Here is a 21,532-nt window from a genome sequence, read left to right on the forward strand (position 1 = left end):
CTCCTATGAAATAATAGTGGCTTGTGTTTGGTTAAACGCAACAACGTTGTCACCACCAAATGCAATTCCACCACCTATATATCCAGACCAAGTTGCAACGATTACTGGTACATATCTTCCGTCAAATTTACCACTGAACTTCAAAGCACCAATCTTCAGGTTATAGTTAACAGAACCAGAGACGATTTCGTTTGAATTGAAATTAACTTTGTCTCTAAAGTTGAATCCCTCGGTAATACCATAATAAAGAGAAGCTGTCTGGTTTGAGTATGAGAAGATATGATCAAAATTGCCATTAAAATCACGAGCTTTACCGAATGCAATTAAATCACCACCATATATTTCACCAGTGGGTGAGCCTATTTTCTTGCCATCGGTTGATCCAAACGGTATATGTGTCTGATCATACAGTCCAATAACAATATTATTGACTGTTCCACCATGTGTTGTGCTTATTGAGCCAATCGTTTCGACTTGATTAGAACCGTCTGCGTAGTCAGCCAATTGCTTAAATAATACATTCCCATTTTCAAAAGATGTTGATGTATTGCCATATGAGACCACCATACCAGTTCCATCAATTGTAACGTTAGAACCATAAGCATTATTCCAACCAGACTTAACAAAATTAGTCACATCGCCAGTTATCTTTGAAACATCTAAGTTAGCTATCTTAGCACTGGTAATCGCTGCGTCACCAATCTGTGCCGTACCAATTGCACCGTTAGCGATATTAGCTTGGCTGACCTTAAACGCGCCAGTGACCGTTGTATCACCGTCTAATACAATATTCTTACCGGCAATTTGAACACCAGAAGTATCAAGGTTAATCATGGCAATAATATTTTTATTATTGTCGGTCAACGCTGATGTTATCTGTGATGATGTCTGTGTCTGAATACTCGTGGCTAACGTGCTACCTGTGATGATAGACGTTTTGCTCAACGCTGTTTGGAAGTCAGATGAGATGTTGCCACTTGAATCACGCACAAAGTTAGAAATGCTGTCTGCGGTGATTTTTACTTGTGATATAGATGAATTTAGATCACTCTTAGCACTGTTTAAATCAGATGTAGTGGCTCGTAAAGTGATGTCATTAGCATTTTGTGAGATTGCTGATTCTGCTGCTTTAACTCGTTTATCATTGCTTGTCTGATAATTACCAACTGTTGTAACTACGCCATCGGCGGTGGTTTGCGCTTTTGAAACAGCTGTGGTTAGGTCACCGGTTTTCTTATCGTAGTCAGTTTGTGAGACCTTAGTCGCTACCTGTTTCGCTGTCGCTGTAATATCAGCCTGCGCTTGACTGATTCGTCCGTCTGCATTGGTTTTATAATCACTAATTGCCAATGCTGCATTATCAGCTGTTAGTTGCGCTTTCGCTATTGCACTGTTGTTGTTATAGTTACCCTGAATGTATGTGCCAGCGTGGTCTGAAAATACTAGCATAGGCTGTGCAAATACATTTCCGTTAGATATACCACCTAAGTAAATTCCAAAAGATATATACACAACGCCGCTTGGAATTGTAATATTTTCTACTTTTGTGTAGCCAACAGAATTTTTGGCACCAAATTCTGGTGATGATGTTCCGGGAACATTAACCATATTTCCTTTAACGTCCACATTATTTATATATGACCACATGCTAGATGAAGTGAGTTTTTGAACAGAATATGATATTTTAGTTCCTGGTATGACTGCAATTGGTGCTGATTGTAATCTAGTTGGACCGCCATCAACTTTCATAAATACATTTGACCCATTCACAGCAGCTCCTAAGCTAGCGGCAATATCTTTGCCATAAAGACCTCTGTCATACCAACCTGCAAAATCAGGACTAAACTCTGTGTTCATCAATTGGTTAATTTGTCCTAGGCTATCAACCTTAGTAACTGTTGCATCAAAACCGTCAGCTCTCTGTTGTAGTGTGCTGATGTCACCAGACTGTTTGCCTTGTGCAGTGCTAAGGTCACTAACAGTTGTTTTTACACCAGAGGCATCAGATTCAATCTGCGTCATTCGAGAATCTTGGTCACCGTCTTTTTGCTTGATAGATACAATATCTGTCTTCGCTTGATTAGCGGTTTGCGTTGTAGTTGTTAAGTCTGTCTGGAGTTGACCAGTCTTAGTATTGTAGTCAGTCTGACTAACCTTATTTTTCAAACCATCAACTGCGGTTTGTGCGGTTGTTTGAGCTGTTTTAACAACACCATCATTAGTGGTCTTATAACTACTGAAGTCACTTTTAACGCCAGATACGGAGGTTTCAATAGTCCCCATTCTAGTGTCTTGCTTACCATCTTTAGTTTGAATATCAGTGATGGATTGTTTTGTACCATCGACATCAGTTGTAATTTGGTTAATCTTATCAGATTGACTATCTTGTGTTGTCTCGATGTCACTTATGCTTTGCTTAGTTCCATCAACATCACTTGATATACTGTTAATCTTAGAGGCTTGGCTCATGGCTGTTTTCTTAATGTCAACAATATCCGCAGCCTGTGAATCGGCAGTTTGCTTAACCTGTGTATATTTCGTGGTTAAATCACCTGTCTTAGTGTCATAATCAGTCTGTGATACCTTTGTTGTGACTTGCCCCAAAGCGGTTGTGGCGTCCGTTTGTGCTTTAGTAACCTTGCCATCGTTAGTCGTCTGATACTGCGAGATAGTTGTTTTAATTTGGTCATCTTTAGTCGTATAGTCTAATAAAACATCTTCTGGAGCTGGAGTCCAGTCGGTTGGAAGATTACCTGTTTCTAGTTCAGGTAGTTTAATATATACATCTAAAGCAACGTCAATACTATTAAAGTAAATGACAATTGAATTTGTTCCAGTAGCTGTTCCTGTCGAAGAAACTCTAGTCCAGTCCGTAGGAACATTTCCAGATATATTATTAAATGGTAATGAGGCTTCAATACCAAATTGTGAATAAACACCAGTTCCTTTAATATCAAAACTAAACGCCCATTGTTGCCCTTTTGTAATTAAATTACTGACATTATTAGTCTGTGAAAAATAAATACCCGCATTTCCAGAACCGCCTTTAGGCGACGTTATATGCCACATATTTGTGGTACTATCATAGGAAACTTTGGTTGATGTTGTAGCTGTATTGGTACCTACACCCCATGATAAAGTTTTTGAGTTTAATAGTAGGTTTCTGCCACCAACACTAATAGCATTAATCGTATCAGTAATATCACTTTTAGCTTGATTAACTGCGTTAGTGGCTTTAGTGTCTAATGCACTAACTGCATTCTGTCGGTCTGTAACCTCTTTGGCTATTGTGTTTAGTGCGTCAGCCTTAGCTTGATTAGCATAAGTTTGTGCTTGTGAATTAGCAGCAGCTACCGCTTGATTACGAGCTGATGCTTCACTAGCGATGCTGTTCGTCAAGTCTGTTTTAGCATCAGACAAAGCGTTCTGTGCCTGCGTAAACTGAGACGTTGCCGCACTCTTAGCATTAGCCTCTGCTGCATTAGCTAGTGAAGCTGCCTGTGACTTTGCTGTTGCAATATCACTTGAAAGACCTTGCTTCACTTCATCAGTGTGTGATTTGGCTTGTGCGACTGCGTCAGTGACGGCAGCGGCTATGTCATCAGCGGTAGTTGGTGAAGCGAGTAACTCCCATATATTACCATTCCAGCGGTATATTTCAGTCCCACCATCTGCTAAGTATTTAAACCAGATGTCACCAACTTTTGGACTATTGGGAGCTGTTGCGCCATAGGTTGTTCCCGGTCTGCCAATCTGGTTAATCGTCCACTGTGTTTGACTACTAGTAGTGTCTGCAACAGCATTCAAGCTGTTGAGTTGCGAAGTGATACTGTTTGAACTTAAATCATCACCAAGTGACAATTCTGTTTGGTCTGGCGATAACAGATCATACTTCACTTCAAACACACGTGTCTTATAGCTCAAATCTCTATCACCGTGCATGATTAAGGCCGTGTCGCCAAGTGATAGCCCACCAACATCAGCAACCGTAGCCGAATACTGAATTTGTGGGTGATTAACAGATTGCAGAGTTTTATATGCTGAATTGATTAAAACATTGACATCATCAATATCATCATACGTTTGTAGCAACAGCCTAGCGTTTCCGTTAATCTGTCCCCATTCGGCCGTAGCGTCTGGGTCTGATAGAACGATTGAGCCTTTTGGCTTATCTAATGGTTTACCTGCGGACTTTTTCCATTCAACGTCAGCAATGTTAATTCTGCGACCATAGCCGTCTGGTGTGTCAGCTTCTCCGTTGTCAATTTCTTTACCCTTACCGCGTGGTAGGATAGCCGTGTAGATGTTCGAAGTATCGCTTTGTCGTTCAACTGTTAGTAAGTTTGAACCACTTGCAAACACCTTTGATGTATCTGCTCCCTGACGTGCTAGATAGTCCATATAACGCCCGCTAATGGCGTTTCCTTGTATCTCAATATAAAATACAATCTCACCGCCTAGCAGGTCTACAACTTTGCTGATTGCGCTTAATCGGTCAACGTAATAGAAATTAGTTGTCGCTGTGCCAGAAACGTTGACGTTGTTAAGCTCCCAATTTGAACCATTAAGTGCAATTTTCATCAGATTCAATGCACTCTGATTTTGTGGGCGCTTATCTTCAATATAACCATCGGTAGCCAACTCTTGATAAGCCAACTCATAGGCTGAATAGTCGATTGTTTCTGTGTTATCAACACGTTCGGTCAAACGCAGCATAATAAACTTGCTGTCGTTTAATGGGTGAGGTGTCGCCACATACTTTGAACCGCTTGGCAACGCCTTGCTTGCAGGTAGCGAGAACTCAAACGTTGTTGCCGTGTTAATTTTAAAGTTTAGATGTGCTGCCGTGAAATCATCATTGGTCAGCGCCTTTATAATTGCTTGTTTTTTATCAAAAATATAAATCATAGTGCTTTCACCCGATAAGACAACACAATTGAACTTGCCTGTGTACTAGCAATTTTCGTACCATTTTTAATCTTGGCTTCAAAAATATTACTGTTGTTGATGTCGATTGTTGCATTAACTGACTTTTTAACATTAGTGCTTGGTGTTAATTCCGCGATTGTCTTGTTTTTGTAGTCGATTGTGTATACATTAGCCGCCTTGAACGAGCCAACCAATGTCAACGTGTAACTATCAACCGTTAGAACGATTTTAGAGACGTCCACCTTGTTGGTTAAGACAATCGTGTCAAAGCCTTGTGCAAAGCTTAAAGACGCGTCAGAAACAGTTATTGCTGTTGTTCCAGACGAACTCTTAGCTGCGCCGTACTTGTATGGGTCTGACATTGTAATTTCAAACACACCGGTAGTTGATAATCGACCTGCATTATCCAAGTTATTAGCGGTTACCGTGCCGTATCTCGTGTAATTAGTTTCATCTGCAAAATTAAAAGCGACTTCATTGCCTTGTAAATACTTGTTTAAGGTATCATTTAAGGTGTTGAAATCGCTATTTGTTTTAGCTGAAACCATATACTTCACACTGATTTTGTTTGATTCTATCCTTGATGATAAAAATAAGTCACCGTCTGCCAAACCAGTAGCCGTGGATAATGACCTTGTGAAGCTTGACCGCCCCTCAACGTTTAGAGTTTGGTAGCCCACTAGCTCACTATCCAGCTTATGACCGTTGAACGTGATAGATTCACTTGGCAATGAAACCGCAGATGTTCCAACGGTCAGGTCTGTAAATTCATATAAGCTCAATGTGTGTCCTCCTTTCTGTTATAGTTGAACACTATTATTTCTCTTTAATAGCGCCGTTTTGCCTTGTTGATTGTTAATGTCATCAACATAAGCAGTGTAACCGTGCTTATCAAAGCCGATTGTGATGTTGGCTGGTTGTGTCGTACTTGTATGATCTAGTGTCATCACGCTTGAGTACGAACCACCAATGTTATTATTCAAAGCATTGATCGGGTCACCAATAGCATTCGTTGCTAAATTACCGACGCTTGTTGCTGCGTCTAAAATACTTCCAGCCATGCCACTGACATTTTTCTGTACTGTCTTAAAGTTTTCAACCAGTCCAGCGTTCAAACCAGTCATGATTGCGTTACCAGCTGGGATAAGTAACTTGCGGTCGTAACTAATAGGACCTTTGTGTTGCCTTATCCAACTAGCAATTCCGCCAACAAATGATTGAACAGCTCCCCACGCTGACTGTAAGCCACCCAAGAAACCGTTCATAATTGCTCTGCCGGCACCACTTAGGCTGATGCTCATAATACCGTCCTTTACAGCGTTGGCAGCCCCACTACCACTGCTGCGACTTTTACCGAATCCGTCCATTATCCCCTGAACGAATATTCCAAGCAATTTCGTACCTGAACGCAAAACCTGACCCAAAGCATTACCAACACCGTAAACGAACTTTTCAACTGCCTGAACAGCTATTGAAGCAAGTCTCGGTATTGCATTCACAATACCCATAATGAACTTAGCTAGTAAATTGATACCTGCATTGATTATTTTACTCAAATTGTTAGCGATAGAATTTATAAATTCAACAATTATATCAATAACAACCGGTACAATCTTCCCAATGCTATCTTCAACACCCTTCAATAAGCTAACAATAAAATCAACACCGGCTGATATAAACTTTGGTAGATTATCCGTCAACGATTGTAGTATCTTAACAACCATGTTCACAAAGGCCGTTATCAATAACGGTGCGTTTTGGGCTACCGCATTCATCATAGCAACCAATAGTGCAACAACTTTAGCAACTATTTGAGGTACGTAAGTTATTAGTGATGATATGAAACCAATTACAATGCTTGCAAATCCAGCAACCAAGACTGGTGTATATGTTGCAATCATGTTCAATAACGTGGTAAACATTGTAAAAAATTGAGCTGCAATTTGTGGGACGGCTGAAATAACTCTTGATAGAAATGTTACAACCAAAGCTGCTAATCCAGCACCGAGCACTGTTAGTAAAGGAATAATCATATTAATATTATTTCCAAGCAAAATGAATGCTTGTACTAAAATCATGACACCTTGACTGGCTAGTTTGATACCTAAACCAGCCAATGCGATGGAACCACCAATCATTAACGCAGCAGCTCCGGCACTTAACATAACCGCCGACAACGATAGCATTGCAGGAACAGCAGCGGTTAGTGGACCTTGTAATATAGCAAATGTAGCGGCTAATACGATAATAGTACCAGTCATTGCACCAAGTGCAACCAAACCTTTAGTCCCTGTTTTAGCTAATGCAGCAATACCAAACGCTAGTACACCAATACCAGCCGCTGCGGCACCTATTCCGATACCAATTCCCGCTGCTTTAACTCCCATACCAGCTAATTGTCCACCTGATATTCCTGCGTACTTTCCTGCTGCTTTAGTGGTTCCTGTGAATTGTTTTACCATTCCTAGCGGTTTTTTAAACGCCAGCACTAGTCCTAACAATCCAGTCCCCAATGCTACTACCGCCAGTCCGGCAATTTTTATAGCATTACCAGAACCACCAACAGCCTTTGAAAAGCTTTCCCAAAGTTTCTTTCCTATTTTAGTTTGTGTGAAAAAGTAATATAGCCCAGCAACCAACGCAGCAATTAAAGCAATCACCAAGACAAATGGGTTTGCTGTCAAAATACTAAACAGACCTGACATTGCGCTTCCGACAGATTTAACAATTGATATAACTTTATTCATTGCTACGAATGCGGCGACAAAACCAGATATACCAGCCGTAAGTGGCATAATCCACCCTTTATTCTTTTTAACGAAGTCAACCATTGTCTTGATTGTATTTACAATTACGGGTATATACGTAGTTATCGTGCCATTTATAGCGTCAAAAGCTGTGTTTATACCGCCCTTCATGTTGTTGATTAAATCAGCTATTCCACCTAGCTTGGCTTTTTTAAGGCCATTATTAATAGCTGTTAATGTTCCAGCTAAACCTTTTGTGACAGCTGTTCCTAAGTTAGTGAATGAGGTTTTAATTCCAACACTGTTTTTTCTTGCTAGTGATGAGAAGCCATTTTGTCCCTTATCCAACTCAACAAATTTCTTATTCAAATCATCAATCGTGATTTGTCCTGATTGAAGTGCCTTAAACAAATCTTGTTCAGCTGATTTACCAGTGAACCCAAAGGCGTTAGCCGTCTTTCTAAGCGCAATAGGCATTGTCTCTTGCAATGTACGCCATGATTGCATATCAACCTTCCCAGTAGCTAACATCTGCGTGTACTGTTGCATTCCACGTGATGTATCAGCAACACTTGCACCTGAAGCAAGAAATGCGTCATTTAATGCTAATGCTGCTTTAGCGCCTGATGTAGCGCTACCTGTTAATGGCGCAAACTGTTGAGCAGCGCTTGTAATTTCATTCAAAGATGTTGGCAGTCCGTCAATTCCATTGCTCAACAACTTCATTGATTTTCCAGTATCTTGTGTCGAATATCCCAACGCTTTCATCACGACGGGATATTTATTCAAGGTATCAAAACGATCTACGGCATTACCGACGTTACTTGTAACCACAGACAATGCTTTGCTAACAACAGCCGTTGCAGCACCAGCCACAGCACCGAATTTAATCATGCCCTTTCCGCCAAGACCTGTTGACTTGGTTGTGTTGTTACCAAATGAATCTGCTGCTTTAGTCGCTGAAGCAAACGTCTTGCTAAAGTTTCTATCAACCGCAGATAACACGGCTTGCACCGAATAACTTTCCATTTATTGTCCTCCTTTCTATTTTTGTTGTGCTATCCTTTGTTTACTGGCTCATTTGCCTAGTAATTGAAAGGAGTTTGTTTATGAGTAATATTTCTAATAGACTAGTCACCGTTTTACAAAACGACAACGGAATTTTGCATAAACCTGTTATTGTGACAATGGACAGTGGTTCTACCATAGCCGTCGATAGACTAGTTGATCATGAAAGCGATATTATAATGCTGGGTTTTAAAGAAAACATTAACTATGTTGATGCCAACAAAATCTCCCACTTTACCGTTTAATGAAATCCATAGTAAGTGTTTAAAAGTCTTGAAATTGCTCCGATCATTTCAGGGCTTTTTTCTATGCCATCACTTGTTAAAACCTTGTGTGCTAACTGCTTTATATCATTGTCAATACTTATTTTTTCCATATTCATCAATACCTCATCTAATCTTTAAGTGAAAAATTAACCTCAAGATCATTTATTTTATTGATTGTTTCTTCAACCTGACCAACTTGTTTAGTCAATAGCTCGGTCAGGTTTTTTAATTCTTCTAAACCATGTGCTTCAATTTTCTTTGTGATTTTGTATGATTCTGTCATTTGTTACACTAACCTTTCCTCTTTTGTTTTAATTCTTGAAGCTTTGCGAAACGCTGTTGAATAAGCGCCTCTTCTTCTCGTTTACGTGTCAATTCGGAAGTGTAATCACTCTCAAAACTTGCACGTATTTCATCTTCTTGTTCTGCTGTATTGTAGAAATCACTAAACTTTTGATAACGTGGTTTAGGGTGCTTGTCGCTCCCTTTGGTAGCTTGAACAGTTTGGTTATACCAAGCGTGTAAAGCTATGTCTTCACGTCTCAAAGCCTGTCTAATAGCGTACGCTTCCATAGCTAATTGATAATCAGGCAGCGTCATAGTCTCAATTTCATACATTTGATACACAGAAAAGCCTAGACGAGTGAGGCTGTTCAATACAATTTCATGATATGTTTGCTCACTAGTTTTGTATTCTCCTGTGTCCTCATCATCTAGGCTTGTGCGTTTTTTAAAGCCACCTTGATTGCATTAGCTGCTGACATTTCTTTAGTTACATCATCAAACAGCTTTTCAAGGTCGCCATCATAGTCATCAATAAAGTTATCGACATCATCTTGTGATGGACGGAATGCTTTGTTAGTTGAAGCAGCTGAATAAATAACATCTGCCAATACGGCTGGGTCTGCTGTGTTAAGTGCTGGGATAGACTTTGTAAGTCCCATACCAAATGAAGCACCATTCACGTCCAGACCTGCCACCTTATCCAATTCACGAACAAACTTCACACCGAACTTCAATTCTACTTCTTTATTGTTGATTTTAACTTGCATGATTTCTCCTTTTATCGTCTCACTTCAATCGTCTCTGTCTTTGTGTTATTTAATTATTTTCGTAAGGCTGTTACACTGCAGTTGACGTAACGGACGGAGCGCCATTCACGCCGCCGTCAGTCTCTTTAACCCAAGCTTTACCGCCATTGGTTTCTTTAAGACCGGTACCTGCAACTTTATCCAAGCCGCGGAATACATAGTCAACGTCACTTGACTGTTGTTCTGTTAGTGCAGTCCAGCCACGCTTTGGTGTGCCGTCAACAGAGAATGTAACATCACGAGTTGAGTTATCATCAGCATCGTTGTCGTTACTGTCTTCTGATACAGATGTTTGTACATACCACGAGAAATACTTGCCCTCTGCATTCTTGCGGTCTTTGTGTACGATCCAAAATTCCATCTTGTCGCCATCTAGCAAACTGTCATAGAATGCGTCTGCAATCGCTGATGTGTTGTTAATAAACTCAATTTCAAGATCTGTTGAAACACTTGATTGTGTATTGACGTTGCCGTCTTTAGTCACGGTTGAATCACTGTCTCGTGATGGGTCAAATGACAATGATGTTTGCCATGGGATAAGTTCGGCTTCTTTTGTTGAAGCGTTACTCAATTTGCGTGCGAACGCTACTGCGTTGACACCTTTTAATGTTGATAATGCCATTAAATAATCTCCTTTAATCTACTGTAAATTCTAGTTGTATGTTAGCGCGCTGATACGTTGTGTTTGGCACTGATGTATCAATAGACATCTGCATGTTTTGTTGGTTTGCTTGCCCATAAAACGTGTAGCTGTCTGTTTGAATATATCCAATCGCCAGATTATAAATGTAATCAGCTATTTCACTAACTTTTTTGCGTTGTTTCTTACTGCCCCATACGTCGATTGTTAAGAACACATGGTCATTGCGTGAATACTTAGTTGTTGCACTAGTTTGTTGTATGTTACCTATCACCACAATTGGATAATCAACCGGTTCATTTTCAAGCGGTAAATAATCATAGACATTGTAGCCGTCACTCTGTAACAAGTCGTAGTAAGTATCGAACAGTATTTTTTGCGGACTAATCATTTGAGTAACTTCTCCAAATCTGACTTAAATACCGTCTTTTGTTTATTGAAAACAGGTTTTAGCAATGGTTCAGCTGACATGAAACGAGTTCCTAATTCGGTATATTGGTTATAATCCATACCCAAACCAGTTACACCACTCATGGCGCTATCCTTGAATGAAACACCAATGCTTTTCTTTGTATCTCCGGTAGAATACCCCTTTGTAAATACGCTTGAAGCATTAGACATCGCCTGTTGTTGCATTTGTGTGGTGTTACGTTTGACAACACTCTTGATGTCACCAGCCGATGCACGAGACAACAGCGCTTTACTTAACTTATCAACTCCGGTAACAGAAAAACTTATATTACTCATTCATCTCACCTACAATCAACGTGTTATTCTTCAATGGTTTCCTCGTTGTAATAGGCTTATATTTCTGCTCTAAGCCGTTTACAGTGAGATATGACCACTTATAGTCAATATCATTTACAAGCCGTATAACAAGGTTTTTGGTGGTAATGTCGCCAAAGTCCTGCACACTTGTGTTTGTGCCTGTTTCAGTAACATTGGCTATTGCTTCACCAACCAATTCGGGTCCGCCCACATAATCACCAACCTTTGGGTCATAGTGTTCTTTGACCTCTGAATAAAATTGAATATTGTCTGGAAATCTCATATCGTCACCTACAAAAACAAAAAACGACCTGAATTATTATCTTTCACGCCGTTTTCATCTTTCCAAGCATCAATATCATTTGCAAACTCATCAAAATCATTTGCGCTAAATGTAATGCTTTGTCCCTCTTGTGTATACGAACTCATACCCTCGTTAGCAAGCCGATTGTAGCGCTTTACAGACACTTCAAGTGCGATATAGTCTAAGACATCAGGGATAGAGACACCAGCCTTTAAACCTAATTTAAACGACAATGCTTGCGTTGTGTTTTTGATAATAAGATTGAGAATATCGTCACGCTTATTATCTTTGATTTGTAGCATAGTTTTTAAATCGCTAAGTTCCAAATCATCACCTCCTTAATAGCCGCCCTTTGCAGTATTGTTTATTTATTAAGCGACACCATGCGACTATTCTGTCACCGTAACAGCAACTCCTGCGGTGAATGTTCCGCTAGTAGCTGTAATAGTTGCCGAACCAATAGCGACACCAGTAATAGTACCGTCATTTGTTACGGTTGCCACAGCCTCATCGCTTGATGAGAAAGTAGTTGCTGAAACCACAGCACTAGCGTCTGATGCGTTGGTTGGGTTTGCTGAAACAGTCACTTGCTTAGTTGCACCAACTTTAATTGTTGCTGTCTTTTGACTTAATGTAATACCATTAGACACCACTACTCGCTTTTGCAACAACAACCTTTGTTGGGTCGTACAAGTAAGCTGTGTAATGTTCATCAGCAGTCAAAACGGTAGTCTTGTTGATGATGTTGCGTTGGTTTTCCACCTCCGCTGAACGCTTCATAACCAATTTCAAAGCTGGAACACTTGGGTTCACCTTGATGAAGATAGCTTGTCCTGCTGTAACCTTGTTAGATTCGATAATTTGCACGCCAAGCACTTCAAACTTAGTACCGTTTACCAAGGCGTTTAGTGCAACGTCTGAACCTGTACCCTCTGCACGTGCTGCCTTGCGCAATGCTGCTGCATCTGCTGGGTTAAACAAACCAACAACAGGTGAATCGTCTTGATCACTATTAGTTGCAAATACTGTCAACGCTGCTTGAACACCGTCTGATGTTGCAGCGAAGTTAACTGTTTGTGTAGAAGTCAATGCTGCCGCCAAGATGTCATTATCAACCTTGTTAGCGATTGCCAAGCCTAATTACTTTGTAGATTCGCCAACAGGGTCACCATATCCAGACAATACTGCTTCATCTGTAATTTCTGTACCTTTGGCAGCTTTCTTGATAGTCACACTCTTGGTCGTTGTACCAAGCTTGTCCAATGGAATTGGTGCACCTTCTGCAACGTCTTGTGCATCACCAATGTAAGTGAATGCTGGGAACTTCAATGTGTCACCTGAACGTCCTTGCAGTGTTGAGTCAACACTTGCCAATGGTGTGAAGCGCATCGCTTGCTTAAATTCGTATGATACGATTGGTGCCAATACTTCTGGGTTTACCAAATCTGCTAGTTGTGTTAATGTGTTAACCATTTATTTATTCTCCTGTAATCTGTTTAAATTGTTCTGGGTTGCTCTTTGAGAAAGCAACACGTTCTGCTGCGGTCATAGCGTTAAATTCCACATTGCCAATATCACCGCTGATTTTTGTTGCGTCATTCTTTGGTGGGTCTTGACGTAGACGGTCTTTAACACCATCGTTGATACCCTGTTGAATTGCTTGTTGTAAGCTGTCAACAACGGTTGAGATTTCATCAGCATTGCCAAGTTTAACCAACGATTCAGCTAAATCAGTAGGCAATTCACGCTCTTTCAACAGGCTTGACACGTTGACCGTTAATTCACGTCTATTCAAAGCACTTTCGCGTTCATCTAACGCCTTTTGTCGTGCCTCATCTTCTGCCTTTTTACGGTCAGCTGCTGAAAGTTTAGCGAGTTCTTCGGCTTGATTTATTTCAGCCTGTTTTTCCTCGTCCCACTTTTCTTTCGCCGTTGCCAATGCATTAGCAATTCGCGTATCAACCTCTGAATCAAACTCCTTTGGTGTAAACGTCAATTTATCATCGTTTTGATTATCCTCAACGACTTGATTGGCGTTCGTCGTTTCAACTTCATCTGCCATATTAATTTCTCCTTTTTAGCCCATACACACCGTTACCGCTTTTAGATTGTCCCACGCACACAATTAAGCCCACGCACAACGCTAATAACAGCCCATACACACTTATTTGAACAGTTTCATGACATATTCAGGTCAAAATAAAAACACCAACTTTCGTCAGTGTTCAAGTTATTCATAATAAGCCGCTAAACTGCATTTACAATTCGGATGTTGAGGGTAATTTGGCTCATGACCTATTTTGTATATGCCTTCACCTCTTAAACCACCCTCTGAAGCAGCGACACAATAGCGACACGCACCAGATTCAGCCATCCACTTGACATATTCAATGTCATTTTCACGGTAGCTGTCTTTCTGCGCTTGCCCTATCACTCGTGTAAACTCTGTTCGTGCTAATCGTTCAGTGATATACCTGGCGTTATCTTTGTATTGACCGTTTAACAAACTTCGCAAACGTCTTGCAATCACACTAGAGTTCTGTCCTTGAATGATATTGTTAGTCAGCAACACGTCCAATTCAGCCTTTAAACTGTCTGTGTTCTGCCATATTCTTTGACTAAAGTTAGCACCATCAACCTGTGCAGCCACTATCTTAAATAGCTTAGTGTGTGACATTGGTACGACTGTTGAAGCTAGAATACCAGCCTGACGTGCCTTTTCGGCGACATACTTGTCTGATAATTCCTGTTGCAGGTCAACATCAGTATCAACGCCAGCCTTAACCAGTGATAGTGCCACTTGTGACTTGAGATATTCTAGCCTATTGATACGCATTGTAGCGTTATAGACTTTCATTCGTCTATTCATTTCGGCTGTAAAGTCTGTTTTAGCAGCGTTTCTACCTAACTTATCACGTAATTTGTTAGCGTATGCCACTAACTCTTTGGCTTCGCGTTCATAAGCTTCAATGTCGGCAGTTTCAACAATGCTACGTTCAAAGCCACGTAATTCAAGTCTTGCATATTCGGCTTCAATCTTACGTGTAATATCATCAATGACTAAATCATACCGTCTGACAATATCATCAGTGTTTGTTGCCTTGTTCATGTAGGCCTGTTCTTGTTTGAGACGCTTTTCCCAATATTTATTAGTTTGTTTCGGTCTCTGTGCCATTTTGGTCATCTGCCTTTTCTGAATCTACTTGAACACCATAACTATTTCTGGCTTGTTGTACTTGTGTAGCCTGCTCTTGTGCTAACAAATCAGTAATTTCACTAGGGTCAGTCACGTTTGGTAGGAATTGATACAGATACTCTTGTGGCACTCTAGCGCCTGCACTGACCACTTGTGCAATAGTCGCAACGTCATCAACCGGCATGTTATCTGTAAATACAAAGCTAATCTCATTTGGATCTACGCTCATACCACTTGCTGATAGATTTTCTAATGCTTTGATGATGTTATAACGTTGATACAAACCAACTTCAAAAGCCTTGCGTTTGGTACTTGCTAACTCAATCGTTCCCAATACTTTATACTTCATAGCTACACCACTAGCGTTACCTGCAAAGTTTTCATCTGTTAAATCAGGTGTGTGTGAAAACTTATGAATATCATGTGCGAGTCTATCCTTGTACGCTTCTGTACCATTTACATCATATTCTTTGTGGATATATCCTGCGTCAACGTTCGTCTGTTGTCCTGTCATTGATACGCCAGACTTCAATAGCAACATGTTAGCTGACTTCATAGACTTCAACATTTCCATCTTGTCTTTAGCTAACTGCATTGCTGCGCTCTCGTCTGTTGGGTCAATGCCACTCATCATGCTTGAACCTTGCAACAATGTATCAATATCACCCTTGATGACAAGCATAGCGTCATTCAAATCAGTCATGTAGTTGGCTGTATCTGATTGTGCTGCGTCATATAAATCAATTAGTGGGATAACGTTTTCAAAGTCACCAATTCTAAACTTATTGTTCTTATACTCAATCATTGGGAACACGTACAGTTCACTTGCCTCATCTTGTACAGGTGTGCCATTAATTGAGGTTGGTTGGTAGCTTGTGTATTCTGTTGAAGTCCACGTCTCAACACGGTACTCGTTTGAGATAACATCATCATCAATGGTATCAATCAAGTGATAGCGCACCGCCATAATTGGTTGCGGCTCAACGTCTAGTGAGTAGATGATAAACGTTTCTAGTGGGCTTAGTGCCACACTATGTTCAATGTCATCATGTCCTCGGTAAACATACTCATAGGCACGTCCAAAACGTGTCATATCTAGGAATAGATCACTGTTAATCTCATCAAAGTTGTTGATGTTTTCAACTGTATCAAGTCTCGCGTCATCATCATGTTGAACAGAAATGGCATTACCAACGCTGAATGAGGTTTGAAAGTCAGCGATGTACTTACCAAATGAGTGTACAGCTCTGTGGTCTGCCTTGTCTTCATCAACACGGCGGCTCTCTTGTTCTAAAATACCAACATTCAACCCTTTGTAATACTCGTCTAACCTTTCAAGTCGTGGTCTCTGATACTGATTATGATGTTTGACAAACTGCATAACACGTTGTAGCGTCAGATTATCCAAGCTGTCTTGATAGATTAAATTAGCTTTTTGATTATCACTAAAAATCTTTTGCATTAATTTCTCCTTGTGAAGTCTTCGGTCAGACTGTGAATGTAGTCTTTATTAAGAATCATCTTTTCGCCGTCCTTAATAACGAACTCAAAGAATTGCTTGTCTTTACCATTAAGGAACATATCTATTGTTTCTTGTGATACTAGTACATCTTTTGTGCGTAACACCGTGTCTGTTTCACGTTCTGGATTGTAAGCCCAATATTGTAGTAGATAATTATTCATAGTATTTTATAGTCCTAAATTCTTAAGCATTTGCGTACGCTCTTGATAGTTTCCATAGTGATTATTAATCATAAACGTGAATGGCTCCATTGCATATCGCAAAGCATCAATAGCGTGATTATTGGCGTCAACTGGTTCATTAAGCCAATTTCCCATATTGTCCTTGTCATATACATAAGTGCTCATCTCTTCCCACAGTCCCTCAACGCTTGGGTGCAAAATGTAATGATATGATTGCATGAATTGAATACCTTGTACCACACTGCCCTTGCCTTTTCCTGCTGCTTTGATGTTAGGTACGTTGTAAACACCTGTCAGCTCTGCGATTAGTCTTTGTTCGGCACTATCAGCGACTATTGGCAGACCATAAGCTTTGTGTTTAGCTAATGATTGCGCAATGTCACGCGTCAACATGCCTTGCTGGTATATTTCGTCATACACGTATACAAGTCTATTTACTTGGTCAATCGCCATGAACACACCCGCTGTGGGATCGTGTTTGAAACCAAAGTCAAGCCCTATTGTTTTAGGTAGTTTTGCAATACTTTCTAAACTAAAGTCTTTCTGCTCGAACAACTCTTCGAATACAAGCCCTTCTGCTACACCCCACTCACCGTCAACAGCAACTCTTGCTCGATTAGGATTAGTCTTTTTCATGTTAATCATCTTTGCAATATACTGATCATCTAAGAATGGATTATCACGATATGTTGTTGTTAGCGCCAGTGAGTCAGCAACCTTTGTTTTTTCATCAAAGAATTTACGTTTTAGCCAGTGATTTTCGTTCCATGGGTTAAACGTCAGTACCGTTTGATAAAAGCCATCAGGATAATCAATCACACCACGCATAGATTCATCAACTGTGTTAAAAGTGTCCTCTAATTCCAACTGGTATGATTCCTCAACCCACAAGCGACACAAGTTACCATGCTCAACGGCTATTGACGTGATAGACAATGGTTTATCAGCACCACGAAACAATATCTTTTGCCCTGTTGGCTTATATGTTATTTCAGGTAGCGAACCATTGAATTGAAAAAGGCTACCAACGCCCATGCGATTAGCAACCTTTTGTAATAATGTGAATGTTGATTGTCTGTTGGTATTTGCGTATCGTCTCAACACAAGCCAGTTCACATATGGCTTTGTCACAATATCAAGAATGATCTTAGTAGCCACTCCCTCACTCTTACCGCTACCACGGCTACCTTTATACGCTATATACCGTGCTTTACTATTAAATAAAGGCGCATAAGCCTTACTGACCATTTTAGCTAGATTCCAATTGATTGTAGACATTAAATATCCTCCTCAAATGGATTGATGTTAATGGTGATGTCACCATTGCTACCAGATAGCAGCTCCGCTTTCTTTTGTGCAATATCAGCTTCAGCGCTCAACTTGCGTATCTGTTGCTCAATGAGTTTGTCATTGTTTGGATAACGTTTAAGTATCTCTTTCAAGGCACTAATTCTTGTCTTTAAATCTGCTTCTTTCTCGACTTTCTCAACACTCACAGGAGTTGCCACAACGACCGTTTCTTTCTCTTCACCTCTAGCTATACTAGTAAGCAATTCAACGGCTTCTGTGTAGCTCATAACACGGTTTGACGCTATTTCAGCCATGCACTTTTCTATGTATTGCTTTAATGTAGTGTTTTGTAGTAATTTTGGTGCATTTGTATTAGCGTACTTCTTACTATAACCAGCTTCAATCGCTGACTGCGTTGCGTTTCCAGTCTTGATATACTCATCAGCAAACTTCTTCTGCTTTGGTGTTAATTTCATGTCATCGTGTCACCTCCTTTCAAATTCACTGCAAAATAAAAAGCGCTTATGCGCTTGTTCTGTTTGCACTTCACTTTAAATTTTCATTTATCCATGCGACAAATTCTCTAGCAGGTGTCTCTCCCTGGATTGTACCATCATTGTTTACGTATAAATCTATCTTATGCGTATCCGCTTCAGATTTAATTATTGTATAAATATCTTTTTTGGTTACTTGATTAATCGGATAATTTCCGATGTCCTCCGTTAAACATATAAAAAAACTGGACGATATTTCATCTTCTAACGACACCGTTCTTTTGAATAGATAGTTGATTGGTTGTACTGAATACTTTTCTTTCATTTTAATTCCTCCAATAGCAGTAATTATACTACTAAAGCACTTAATCAATCTATCTTCGATTTTTGAAATGATAATATACAGCCGCCACAATCATCATGCCAAGCATTAGCGCTGCCAGTGTAAGATACATGTAGAAATTATCTGCATCAGTATTTTTTGTTGCCGCAAGTCTAAACATAATATCTCCCCTCATCTACTCGTCATGTAATTATACTACTAGAGAGACGTGGGTTGGATTAGAAATTATCGAAACGCTTAGACATCTTATCAAATTCCTTGTCGAAATCTTTTTCAAACTTCTTGCGACGATCATTCATTCTCATCATATATCTAATTACAAAGGTAATTAAGAACACGAGCGCAAATGACCAAAGCAACCCAAAAATAATTCCAATAATCAATAATGTGTTAATCATAATTTTTCTCCTCGATTCAATTTATCAGCCCAATCTTTGTATTTATCGTGTTTGGCTTTTCTTTCAGAAATTATATCTAAAATTCGATAAACAAAAATAACTGACAATCCCATGTACCAACCAGCCCAGAAGTTGTCACCGCCATTAGAAATAATAAGGGTATTTACTATTGAATATACAATAATGAAGATTGCTGTTTTCATAATACTTCTCCTAAACGTGCCACTCGGCAACTAAATAAAGTGTTCAACTTTCAATCGGTCATCATTGTACTCAAGTGCATACATCAATTTGTTTGAACCAACAAAGCCGTTCATGGTTTCCCAATCATCACTAGGTTTAGGTGTTGAGAACTGTCTGAACACAACACCGTTTTGGTCTTCTGTCTTATCAAAGTGAAGATGTCCTGAATGTATTTCAGTTGTCGTTGCAATTCCCCACAAGTGTCTGCATTCATTAGCTAGTATCTGTGCAGGATTCTTTTTGTTTACATTGCCGTGTTGAATTGAGATAAGCACATGACCTAATAAGTAAGCTGTGCGATAACGGTTGTTAACATCTACTTGGGCTTGTTTGAATCGTTCTTTAATCCAGATCATAAACATGTACGAGATATCAAAATCATGATTACCGCCAACTGACTTAATCATCACTGTATTAGCATTCTGTAACGCTGTAACCAAAATGGCTTCTGTAAATTGCATAGCTTCATCAATCGCCTTTGGCATATCGACATCTTCAAGCACTGTGCCACTGACTGTTTCGGTGCTGTTAATCTTATCCGAGTGAAGCATGTCACCAATCATCTCAATAACAATCGTGCCATATCCTTGCTTAATGATATCTAGTAGTTCTGCCAACTTGTCTTGCACATCGGATAAATGAGTGATACCCCAATGGTTGTCTGTAATCGGTATGACTAAGTTGCGCTTACGTGATGGGTTAATTGACTGTTGAACTTTAATCGGTTTAATATCACGTGTTAATACTTCAACCGCTCGCTTAATGTCGTTGTCAACTTTAGGCTTAACCGTAATCTTAGACTGGCATAGGTCAATCAAACCTTTTTCAACACTATTCTGTTGCCAGAAATTGCTCTTAGCAGAGACGATGTCCCAGTCTTCTGGAGCAAATCCATGTGCTCGCAAAACAAAGTCAATGTCCTTTGCTTTTTCGCGATTCATGTTTTCAATAGTTGTTGTTGATGTTGTGCTACCGTCTTTGTTGATGACAATTTCAGTGCCACGTTTTACATCTTTGACTTTATTGTCTGATTGTTGATTGGGTTTTGTCCTAACACGTCCATTGGTTGAACCTGTGCTAAGATATTGTGATACCGTTCGCCTACTAAAGTTTTCACCAAATTCATCAAACAATCGTTGCGCTATTTTGCTAGATGACAAACCTTGCTTGCCTAATTCTGCAACTCTATTCTTATGTTCATCAGTCCATTTTGTGTAGCCCATTATCGCCACTTCCTATCATCATAAAAGGCATCTTTGCGCTTGTCTGTATTTGACTTGCGTTTAGATGCCTTCTTGTGTTTCTTATTATATTTTTGTTGCTTGTCTAACCTGCGGTAGATGTTTAATTCATCATCACTGGCAACAAGTCCATAATCGCGATCTATTTTCATATCACTTCTCTTTGCTGACAAAAACGACATGTGCCTTTAAACGTTGTCATACCAGTTCTTCTTTCTTTTCAATAAAAAAGCACCTGTGAAGGTGCGTGTTTAAACTGGTCTTTTTCAACCAGTTTAGTTTTTATGTACATCTAACTGAATTTACCACTAACAGTTAGAAATCGACATCTGACCAGTGTGCAATGTCCTATCAACTTCACGAAATCGGTTAAATCTATACCAATAACCGGGAGCGCTTTTTGTATACCTGGAACCTATGTACGCAATCGCAGGCAAGCGACTGCTTTCATTGCAAAGGTATGATAATTTTCATTGACAATTTCGTGTTGAATTTTTTTCATAGCTGCTTATTTCATCAAACAGCTTGATAACACATCGTGTTACTTCTTATCAAATAACCCTTTGATTTTACCAATTACACCTTCAGCATTATCATCAATCATGCCTTTCAGCTTATCAAAGTTTTCGCCCAAATCTTCTTTGTGTTCTTCTATAAAATCTTTAGCTTTGTCGAGATTACCTTCACTCATCAATGACTTTACTTTTTCAACAATCTCATCTTTATTCATGGTCAGTTACCGTCCTTATTTTTTGGCACATAGCCTAACTAAATAATACCACCAAATTAATTAACAGGGTAAGGATTTGC

27 protein-coding genes and 1 pseudogene are annotated in these 21,532 nt (G+C 39.7%); 1 reads left to right on the plus strand and 27 read right to left on the minus strand.

Features of this window, described 5'->3' with window-relative positions; translation table 11 throughout:
• Positions 1-3 precede the first annotated feature (3 nt).
• Genes ACI3ES_RS09750 through ACI3ES_RS09760 form a run of 3 tightly spaced genes read right to left on the minus strand, consistent with a single transcriptional unit; the run spans position 4 to position 8,705 of the window.
• Positions 4-4,908, minus strand: coding sequence for a phage tail spike protein (locus ACI3ES_RS09750; RefSeq protein WP_407631984.1), 4,905 nt, complete (start codon positions 4,906-4,908; stop codon positions 4-6).
• The gene (locus tag ACI3ES_RS09755; RefSeq protein WP_317211276.1) at positions 4,905-5,711 is read right to left on the minus strand and encodes a distal tail protein Dit; all 807 of its coding nucleotides are present in this window, start codon (positions 5,709-5,711) and stop codon (positions 4,905-4,907) included. Before ACI3ES_RS09755 ends, ACI3ES_RS09750 begins: the two co-directional genes overlap by 4 nt.
• An 18-nt stretch (positions 5,712-5,729) precedes the next feature.
• Complete coding sequence (locus ACI3ES_RS09760) at positions 5,730-8,705, minus strand: tape measure protein (RefSeq protein ID WP_317211275.1); 2,976 nt, start codon at positions 8,703-8,705, stop codon at positions 5,730-5,732.
• An 80-nt stretch (positions 8,706-8,785) separates the two neighbouring features.
• Here ACI3ES_RS09760 and ACI3ES_RS09765 point away from each other — a divergent pair, with 80 nt between their 5' ends.
• Positions 8,786-8,989 carry a hypothetical protein gene (locus ACI3ES_RS09765; RefSeq protein ID WP_317211273.1) on the plus strand — a complete coding sequence of 68 codons (204 nt, stop codon included), beginning with the start codon at positions 8,786-8,788 and terminating at the stop codon, positions 8,987-8,989.
• Here ACI3ES_RS09765 and ACI3ES_RS09770 read toward each other — a convergent pair.
• From ACI3ES_RS09770 to ACI3ES_RS09885, 24 genes and pseudogenes are all read right to left on the minus strand, one after another.
• Positions 8,986-9,126: a hypothetical protein gene (locus ACI3ES_RS09770; RefSeq protein WP_317211270.1), complete on the minus strand. Its 141-nt coding sequence runs from the start codon at positions 9,124-9,126 to the stop codon at positions 8,986-8,988. The genes ACI3ES_RS09765 and ACI3ES_RS09770 overlap by 4 nt on opposite strands.
• An 11-nt stretch (positions 9,127-9,137) precedes the next feature.
• The gene (locus ACI3ES_RS09775) at positions 9,138-9,293 is read right to left on the minus strand and encodes a hypothetical protein (RefSeq protein ID WP_317211268.1); all 156 of its coding nucleotides are present in this window, start codon (positions 9,291-9,293) and stop codon (positions 9,138-9,140) included.
• 8 nt (positions 9,294-9,301) lie between these two features.
• Complete coding sequence (locus ACI3ES_RS09780; protein WP_407631985.1) at positions 9,302-9,610, minus strand: hypothetical protein; 309 nt, start codon at positions 9,608-9,610, stop codon at positions 9,302-9,304.
• 113 nt (positions 9,611-9,723) lie between these two features.
• Complete coding sequence (locus ACI3ES_RS09785; protein ID WP_004912507.1) at positions 9,724-10,062, minus strand: tail assembly chaperone; 339 nt, start codon at positions 10,060-10,062, stop codon at positions 9,724-9,726.
• A gap of 70 nt (positions 10,063-10,132) precedes the next feature.
• Positions 10,133-10,723: a phage major tail protein, TP901-1 family gene (locus ACI3ES_RS09790; RefSeq protein WP_407631986.1), complete on the minus strand. Its 591-nt coding sequence runs from the start codon at positions 10,721-10,723 to the stop codon at positions 10,133-10,135.
• Between the two features lie 13 nt (positions 10,724-10,736).
• Entirely contained in the window at positions 10,737-11,132 is a 396-nt protein-coding gene (locus ACI3ES_RS09795) for a DUF3168 domain-containing protein (RefSeq protein ID WP_142511778.1), read from the minus strand.
• Entirely contained in the window at positions 11,129-11,488 is a 360-nt protein-coding gene (locus ACI3ES_RS09800; RefSeq protein ID WP_188353845.1) for an HK97-gp10 family putative phage morphogenesis protein, read from the minus strand. Before ACI3ES_RS09800 ends, ACI3ES_RS09795 begins: the two co-directional genes overlap by 4 nt.
• The gene (locus tag ACI3ES_RS09805; RefSeq protein ID WP_142511776.1) at positions 11,481-11,792 is read right to left on the minus strand and encodes a hypothetical protein; all 312 of its coding nucleotides are present in this window, start codon (positions 11,790-11,792) and stop codon (positions 11,481-11,483) included. Before ACI3ES_RS09805 ends, ACI3ES_RS09800 begins: the two co-directional genes overlap by 8 nt.
• Before the next feature lie 8 nt (positions 11,793-11,800).
• The gene (locus tag ACI3ES_RS09810; protein ID WP_114667753.1) at positions 11,801-12,139 is read right to left on the minus strand and encodes a phage head-tail connector protein; all 339 of its coding nucleotides are present in this window, start codon (positions 12,137-12,139) and stop codon (positions 11,801-11,803) included.
• 63 nt (positions 12,140-12,202) lie between these two features.
• Entirely contained in the window at positions 12,203-12,463 is a 261-nt protein-coding gene (locus ACI3ES_RS09815) for an Ig-like domain-containing protein (protein ID WP_242029688.1), read from the minus strand.
• Positions 12,456-13,286 (minus strand): annotated as a pseudogene (locus tag ACI3ES_RS09820) (N4-gp56 family major capsid protein). The gene ACI3ES_RS09815 and the pseudogene ACI3ES_RS09820 overlap by 8 nt, the downstream one beginning before the upstream one ends.
• 4 nt (positions 13,287-13,290) lie before the next feature.
• A complete protein-coding gene (locus ACI3ES_RS09825) occupies positions 13,291-13,875 on the minus strand; it encodes a DUF4355 domain-containing protein (RefSeq protein ID WP_407631987.1) in 585 nt (194 codons plus the stop codon).
• A 168-nt stretch (positions 13,876-14,043) separates the two neighbouring features.
• Entirely contained in the window at positions 14,044-14,988 is a 945-nt protein-coding gene (locus ACI3ES_RS09830; protein ID WP_317212168.1) for a minor capsid protein, read from the minus strand.
• The gene (locus ACI3ES_RS09835; RefSeq protein ID WP_407631988.1) at positions 14,963-16,471 is read right to left on the minus strand and encodes a phage portal protein; all 1,509 of its coding nucleotides are present in this window, start codon (positions 16,469-16,471) and stop codon (positions 14,963-14,965) included. The genes ACI3ES_RS09830 and ACI3ES_RS09835 overlap by 26 nt, the downstream gene beginning before the upstream one ends.
• Complete coding sequence (locus tag ACI3ES_RS09840) at positions 16,471-16,692, minus strand: hypothetical protein (RefSeq protein ID WP_273709460.1); 222 nt, start codon at positions 16,690-16,692, stop codon at positions 16,471-16,473. The genes ACI3ES_RS09835 and ACI3ES_RS09840 overlap by 1 nt, the downstream gene beginning before the upstream one ends.
• 6 nt (positions 16,693-16,698) lie before the next feature.
• Complete coding sequence (locus ACI3ES_RS09845) at positions 16,699-17,991, minus strand: PBSX family phage terminase large subunit (protein WP_317211861.1); 1,293 nt, start codon at positions 17,989-17,991, stop codon at positions 16,699-16,701.
• Positions 17,991-18,479 carry a terminase small subunit gene (locus ACI3ES_RS09850; RefSeq protein WP_114667446.1) on the minus strand — a complete coding sequence of 163 codons (489 nt, stop codon included), beginning with the start codon at positions 18,477-18,479 and terminating at the stop codon, positions 17,991-17,993. The genes ACI3ES_RS09845 and ACI3ES_RS09850 overlap by 1 nt, the downstream gene beginning before the upstream one ends.
• Positions 18,480-18,549: 70 nt before the next feature.
• Complete coding sequence (locus ACI3ES_RS09855) at positions 18,550-18,822, minus strand: hypothetical protein (RefSeq protein ID WP_317211860.1); 273 nt, start codon at positions 18,820-18,822, stop codon at positions 18,550-18,552.
• Positions 18,823-18,871: 49 nt separating this feature from the next.
• Positions 18,872-19,000, minus strand: coding sequence for a hypothetical protein (locus ACI3ES_RS09860; protein ID WP_317211859.1), 129 nt, complete (start codon positions 18,998-19,000; stop codon positions 18,872-18,874).
• 58 nt (positions 19,001-19,058) lie between these two features.
• Entirely contained in the window at positions 19,059-19,238 is a 180-nt protein-coding gene (locus tag ACI3ES_RS09865) for a hypothetical protein (RefSeq protein ID WP_273706676.1), read from the minus strand.
• A complete protein-coding gene (locus tag ACI3ES_RS09870; RefSeq protein ID WP_317211858.1) occupies positions 19,235-19,441 on the minus strand; it encodes a hypothetical protein in 207 nt (68 codons plus the stop codon). Before ACI3ES_RS09870 ends, ACI3ES_RS09865 begins: the two co-directional genes overlap by 4 nt.
• Positions 19,442-19,471: 30 nt before the next feature.
• Entirely contained in the window at positions 19,472-20,704 is a 1,233-nt protein-coding gene (locus tag ACI3ES_RS09875) for a helix-turn-helix domain-containing protein (protein ID WP_317211857.1), read from the minus strand.
• Entirely contained in the window at positions 20,704-20,874 is a 171-nt protein-coding gene (locus ACI3ES_RS09880) for a hypothetical protein (protein ID WP_181809930.1), read from the minus strand. Before ACI3ES_RS09880 ends, ACI3ES_RS09875 begins: the two co-directional genes overlap by 1 nt.
• 389 nt (positions 20,875-21,263) lie before the next feature.
• Positions 21,264-21,452 (minus strand): hypothetical protein, encoded by a 189-nt coding sequence (locus ACI3ES_RS09885; protein ID WP_317211855.1) that lies wholly within the window; start codon positions 21,450-21,452, stop codon positions 21,264-21,266.
• Between the last annotated feature and the right edge of the window lie 80 nt (positions 21,453-21,532).

This window comes from Leuconostoc falkenbergense (assembly GCF_045801155.1).
In the GTDB taxonomy this organism is placed as follows: Bacteria; Bacillota; Bacilli; order Lactobacillales; family Lactobacillaceae; genus Leuconostoc; species Leuconostoc falkenbergense.

Bases quoted from the DNA above. Each gene is read 5' to 3' on its own strand.
- ACI3ES_RS09750 (WP_407631984.1), bottom strand. From the start codon at position 4,908: ATGATTTATATTTTTGATAAAAAACAAGCAATTATAAAGGCGCTGACC.
- ACI3ES_RS09760 (WP_317211275.1), bottom strand. From the start codon at position 8,705: ATGGAAAGTTATTCGGTGCAAGCCGTGTTATCTGCGGTTGATAGAAAC.
- ACI3ES_RS09765 (WP_317211273.1), top strand. From the start codon at position 8,786: ATGAGTAATATTTCTAATAGACTAGTCACCGTTTTACAAAACGACAAC.
- ACI3ES_RS09770 (WP_317211270.1), bottom strand. From the start codon at position 9,126: ATGAATATGGAAAAAATAAGTATTGACAATGATATAAAGCAGTTAGCA.
- ACI3ES_RS09775 (WP_317211268.1), bottom strand. From the start codon at position 9,293: ATGACAGAATCATACAAAATCACAAAGAAAATTGAAGCACATGGTTTA.
- ACI3ES_RS09780 (WP_407631985.1), bottom strand. From the start codon at position 9,610: ATGACGCTGCCTGATTATCAATTAGCTATGGAAGCGTACGCTATTAGA.
- ACI3ES_RS09785 (WP_004912507.1), bottom strand. From the start codon at position 10,062: ATGCAAGTTAAAATCAACAATAAAGAAGTAGAATTGAAGTTCGGTGTG.
- ACI3ES_RS09790 (WP_407631986.1), bottom strand. From the start codon at position 10,723: ATGGCATTATCAACATTAAAAGGTGTCAACGCAGTAGCGTTCGCACGC.
- ACI3ES_RS09795 (WP_142511778.1), bottom strand. From the start codon at position 11,132: ATGATTAGTCCGCAAAAAATACTGTTCGATACTTACTACGACTTGTTA.
- ACI3ES_RS09800 (WP_188353845.1), bottom strand. From the start codon at position 11,488: ATGAGTAATATAAGTTTTTCTGTTACCGGAGTTGATAAGTTAAGTAAA.
- ACI3ES_RS09805 (WP_142511776.1), bottom strand. From the start codon at position 11,792: ATGAGATTTCCAGACAATATTCAATTTTATTCAGAGGTCAAAGAACAC.
- ACI3ES_RS09825 (WP_407631987.1), bottom strand. From the start codon at position 13,875: ATGGCAGATGAAGTTGAAACGACGAACGCCAATCAAGTCGTTGAGGAT.
- ACI3ES_RS09830 (WP_317212168.1), bottom strand. From the start codon at position 14,988: ATGGCACAGAGACCGAAACAAACTAATAAATATTGGGAAAAGCGTCTC.
- ACI3ES_RS09835 (WP_407631988.1), bottom strand. From the start codon at position 16,471: ATGCAAAAGATTTTTAGTGATAATCAAAAAGCTAATTTAATCTATCAA.
- ACI3ES_RS09840 (WP_273709460.1), bottom strand. From the start codon at position 16,692: ATGAATAATTATCTACTACAATATTGGGCTTACAATCCAGAACGTGAA.
- ACI3ES_RS09845 (WP_317211861.1), bottom strand. From the start codon at position 17,991: ATGTCTACAATCAATTGGAATCTAGCTAAAATGGTCAGTAAGGCTTAT.
- ACI3ES_RS09850 (WP_114667446.1), bottom strand. From the start codon at position 18,479: ATGAAATTAACACCAAAGCAGAAGAAGTTTGCTGATGAGTATATCAAG.
- ACI3ES_RS09855 (WP_317211860.1), bottom strand. From the start codon at position 18,822: ATGAAAGAAAAGTATTCAGTACAACCAATCAACTATCTATTCAAAAGA.
- ACI3ES_RS09860 (WP_317211859.1), bottom strand. From the start codon at position 19,000: ATGTTTAGACTTGCGGCAACAAAAAATACTGATGCAGATAATTTCTAC.
- ACI3ES_RS09865 (WP_273706676.1), bottom strand. From the start codon at position 19,238: ATGATTAACACATTATTGATTATTGGAATTATTTTTGGGTTGCTTTGG.
- ACI3ES_RS09870 (WP_317211858.1), bottom strand. From the start codon at position 19,441: ATGAAAACAGCAATCTTCATTATTGTATATTCAATAGTAAATACCCTT.
- ACI3ES_RS09875 (WP_317211857.1), bottom strand. From the start codon at position 20,704: ATGGGCTACACAAAATGGACTGATGAACATAAGAATAGAGTTGCAGAA.
- ACI3ES_RS09880 (WP_181809930.1), bottom strand. From the start codon at position 20,874: ATGAAAATAGATCGCGATTATGGACTTGTTGCCAGTGATGATGAATTA.
- ACI3ES_RS09885 (WP_317211855.1), bottom strand. From the start codon at position 21,452: ATGAATAAAGATGAGATTGTTGAAAAAGTAAAGTCATTGATGAGTGAA.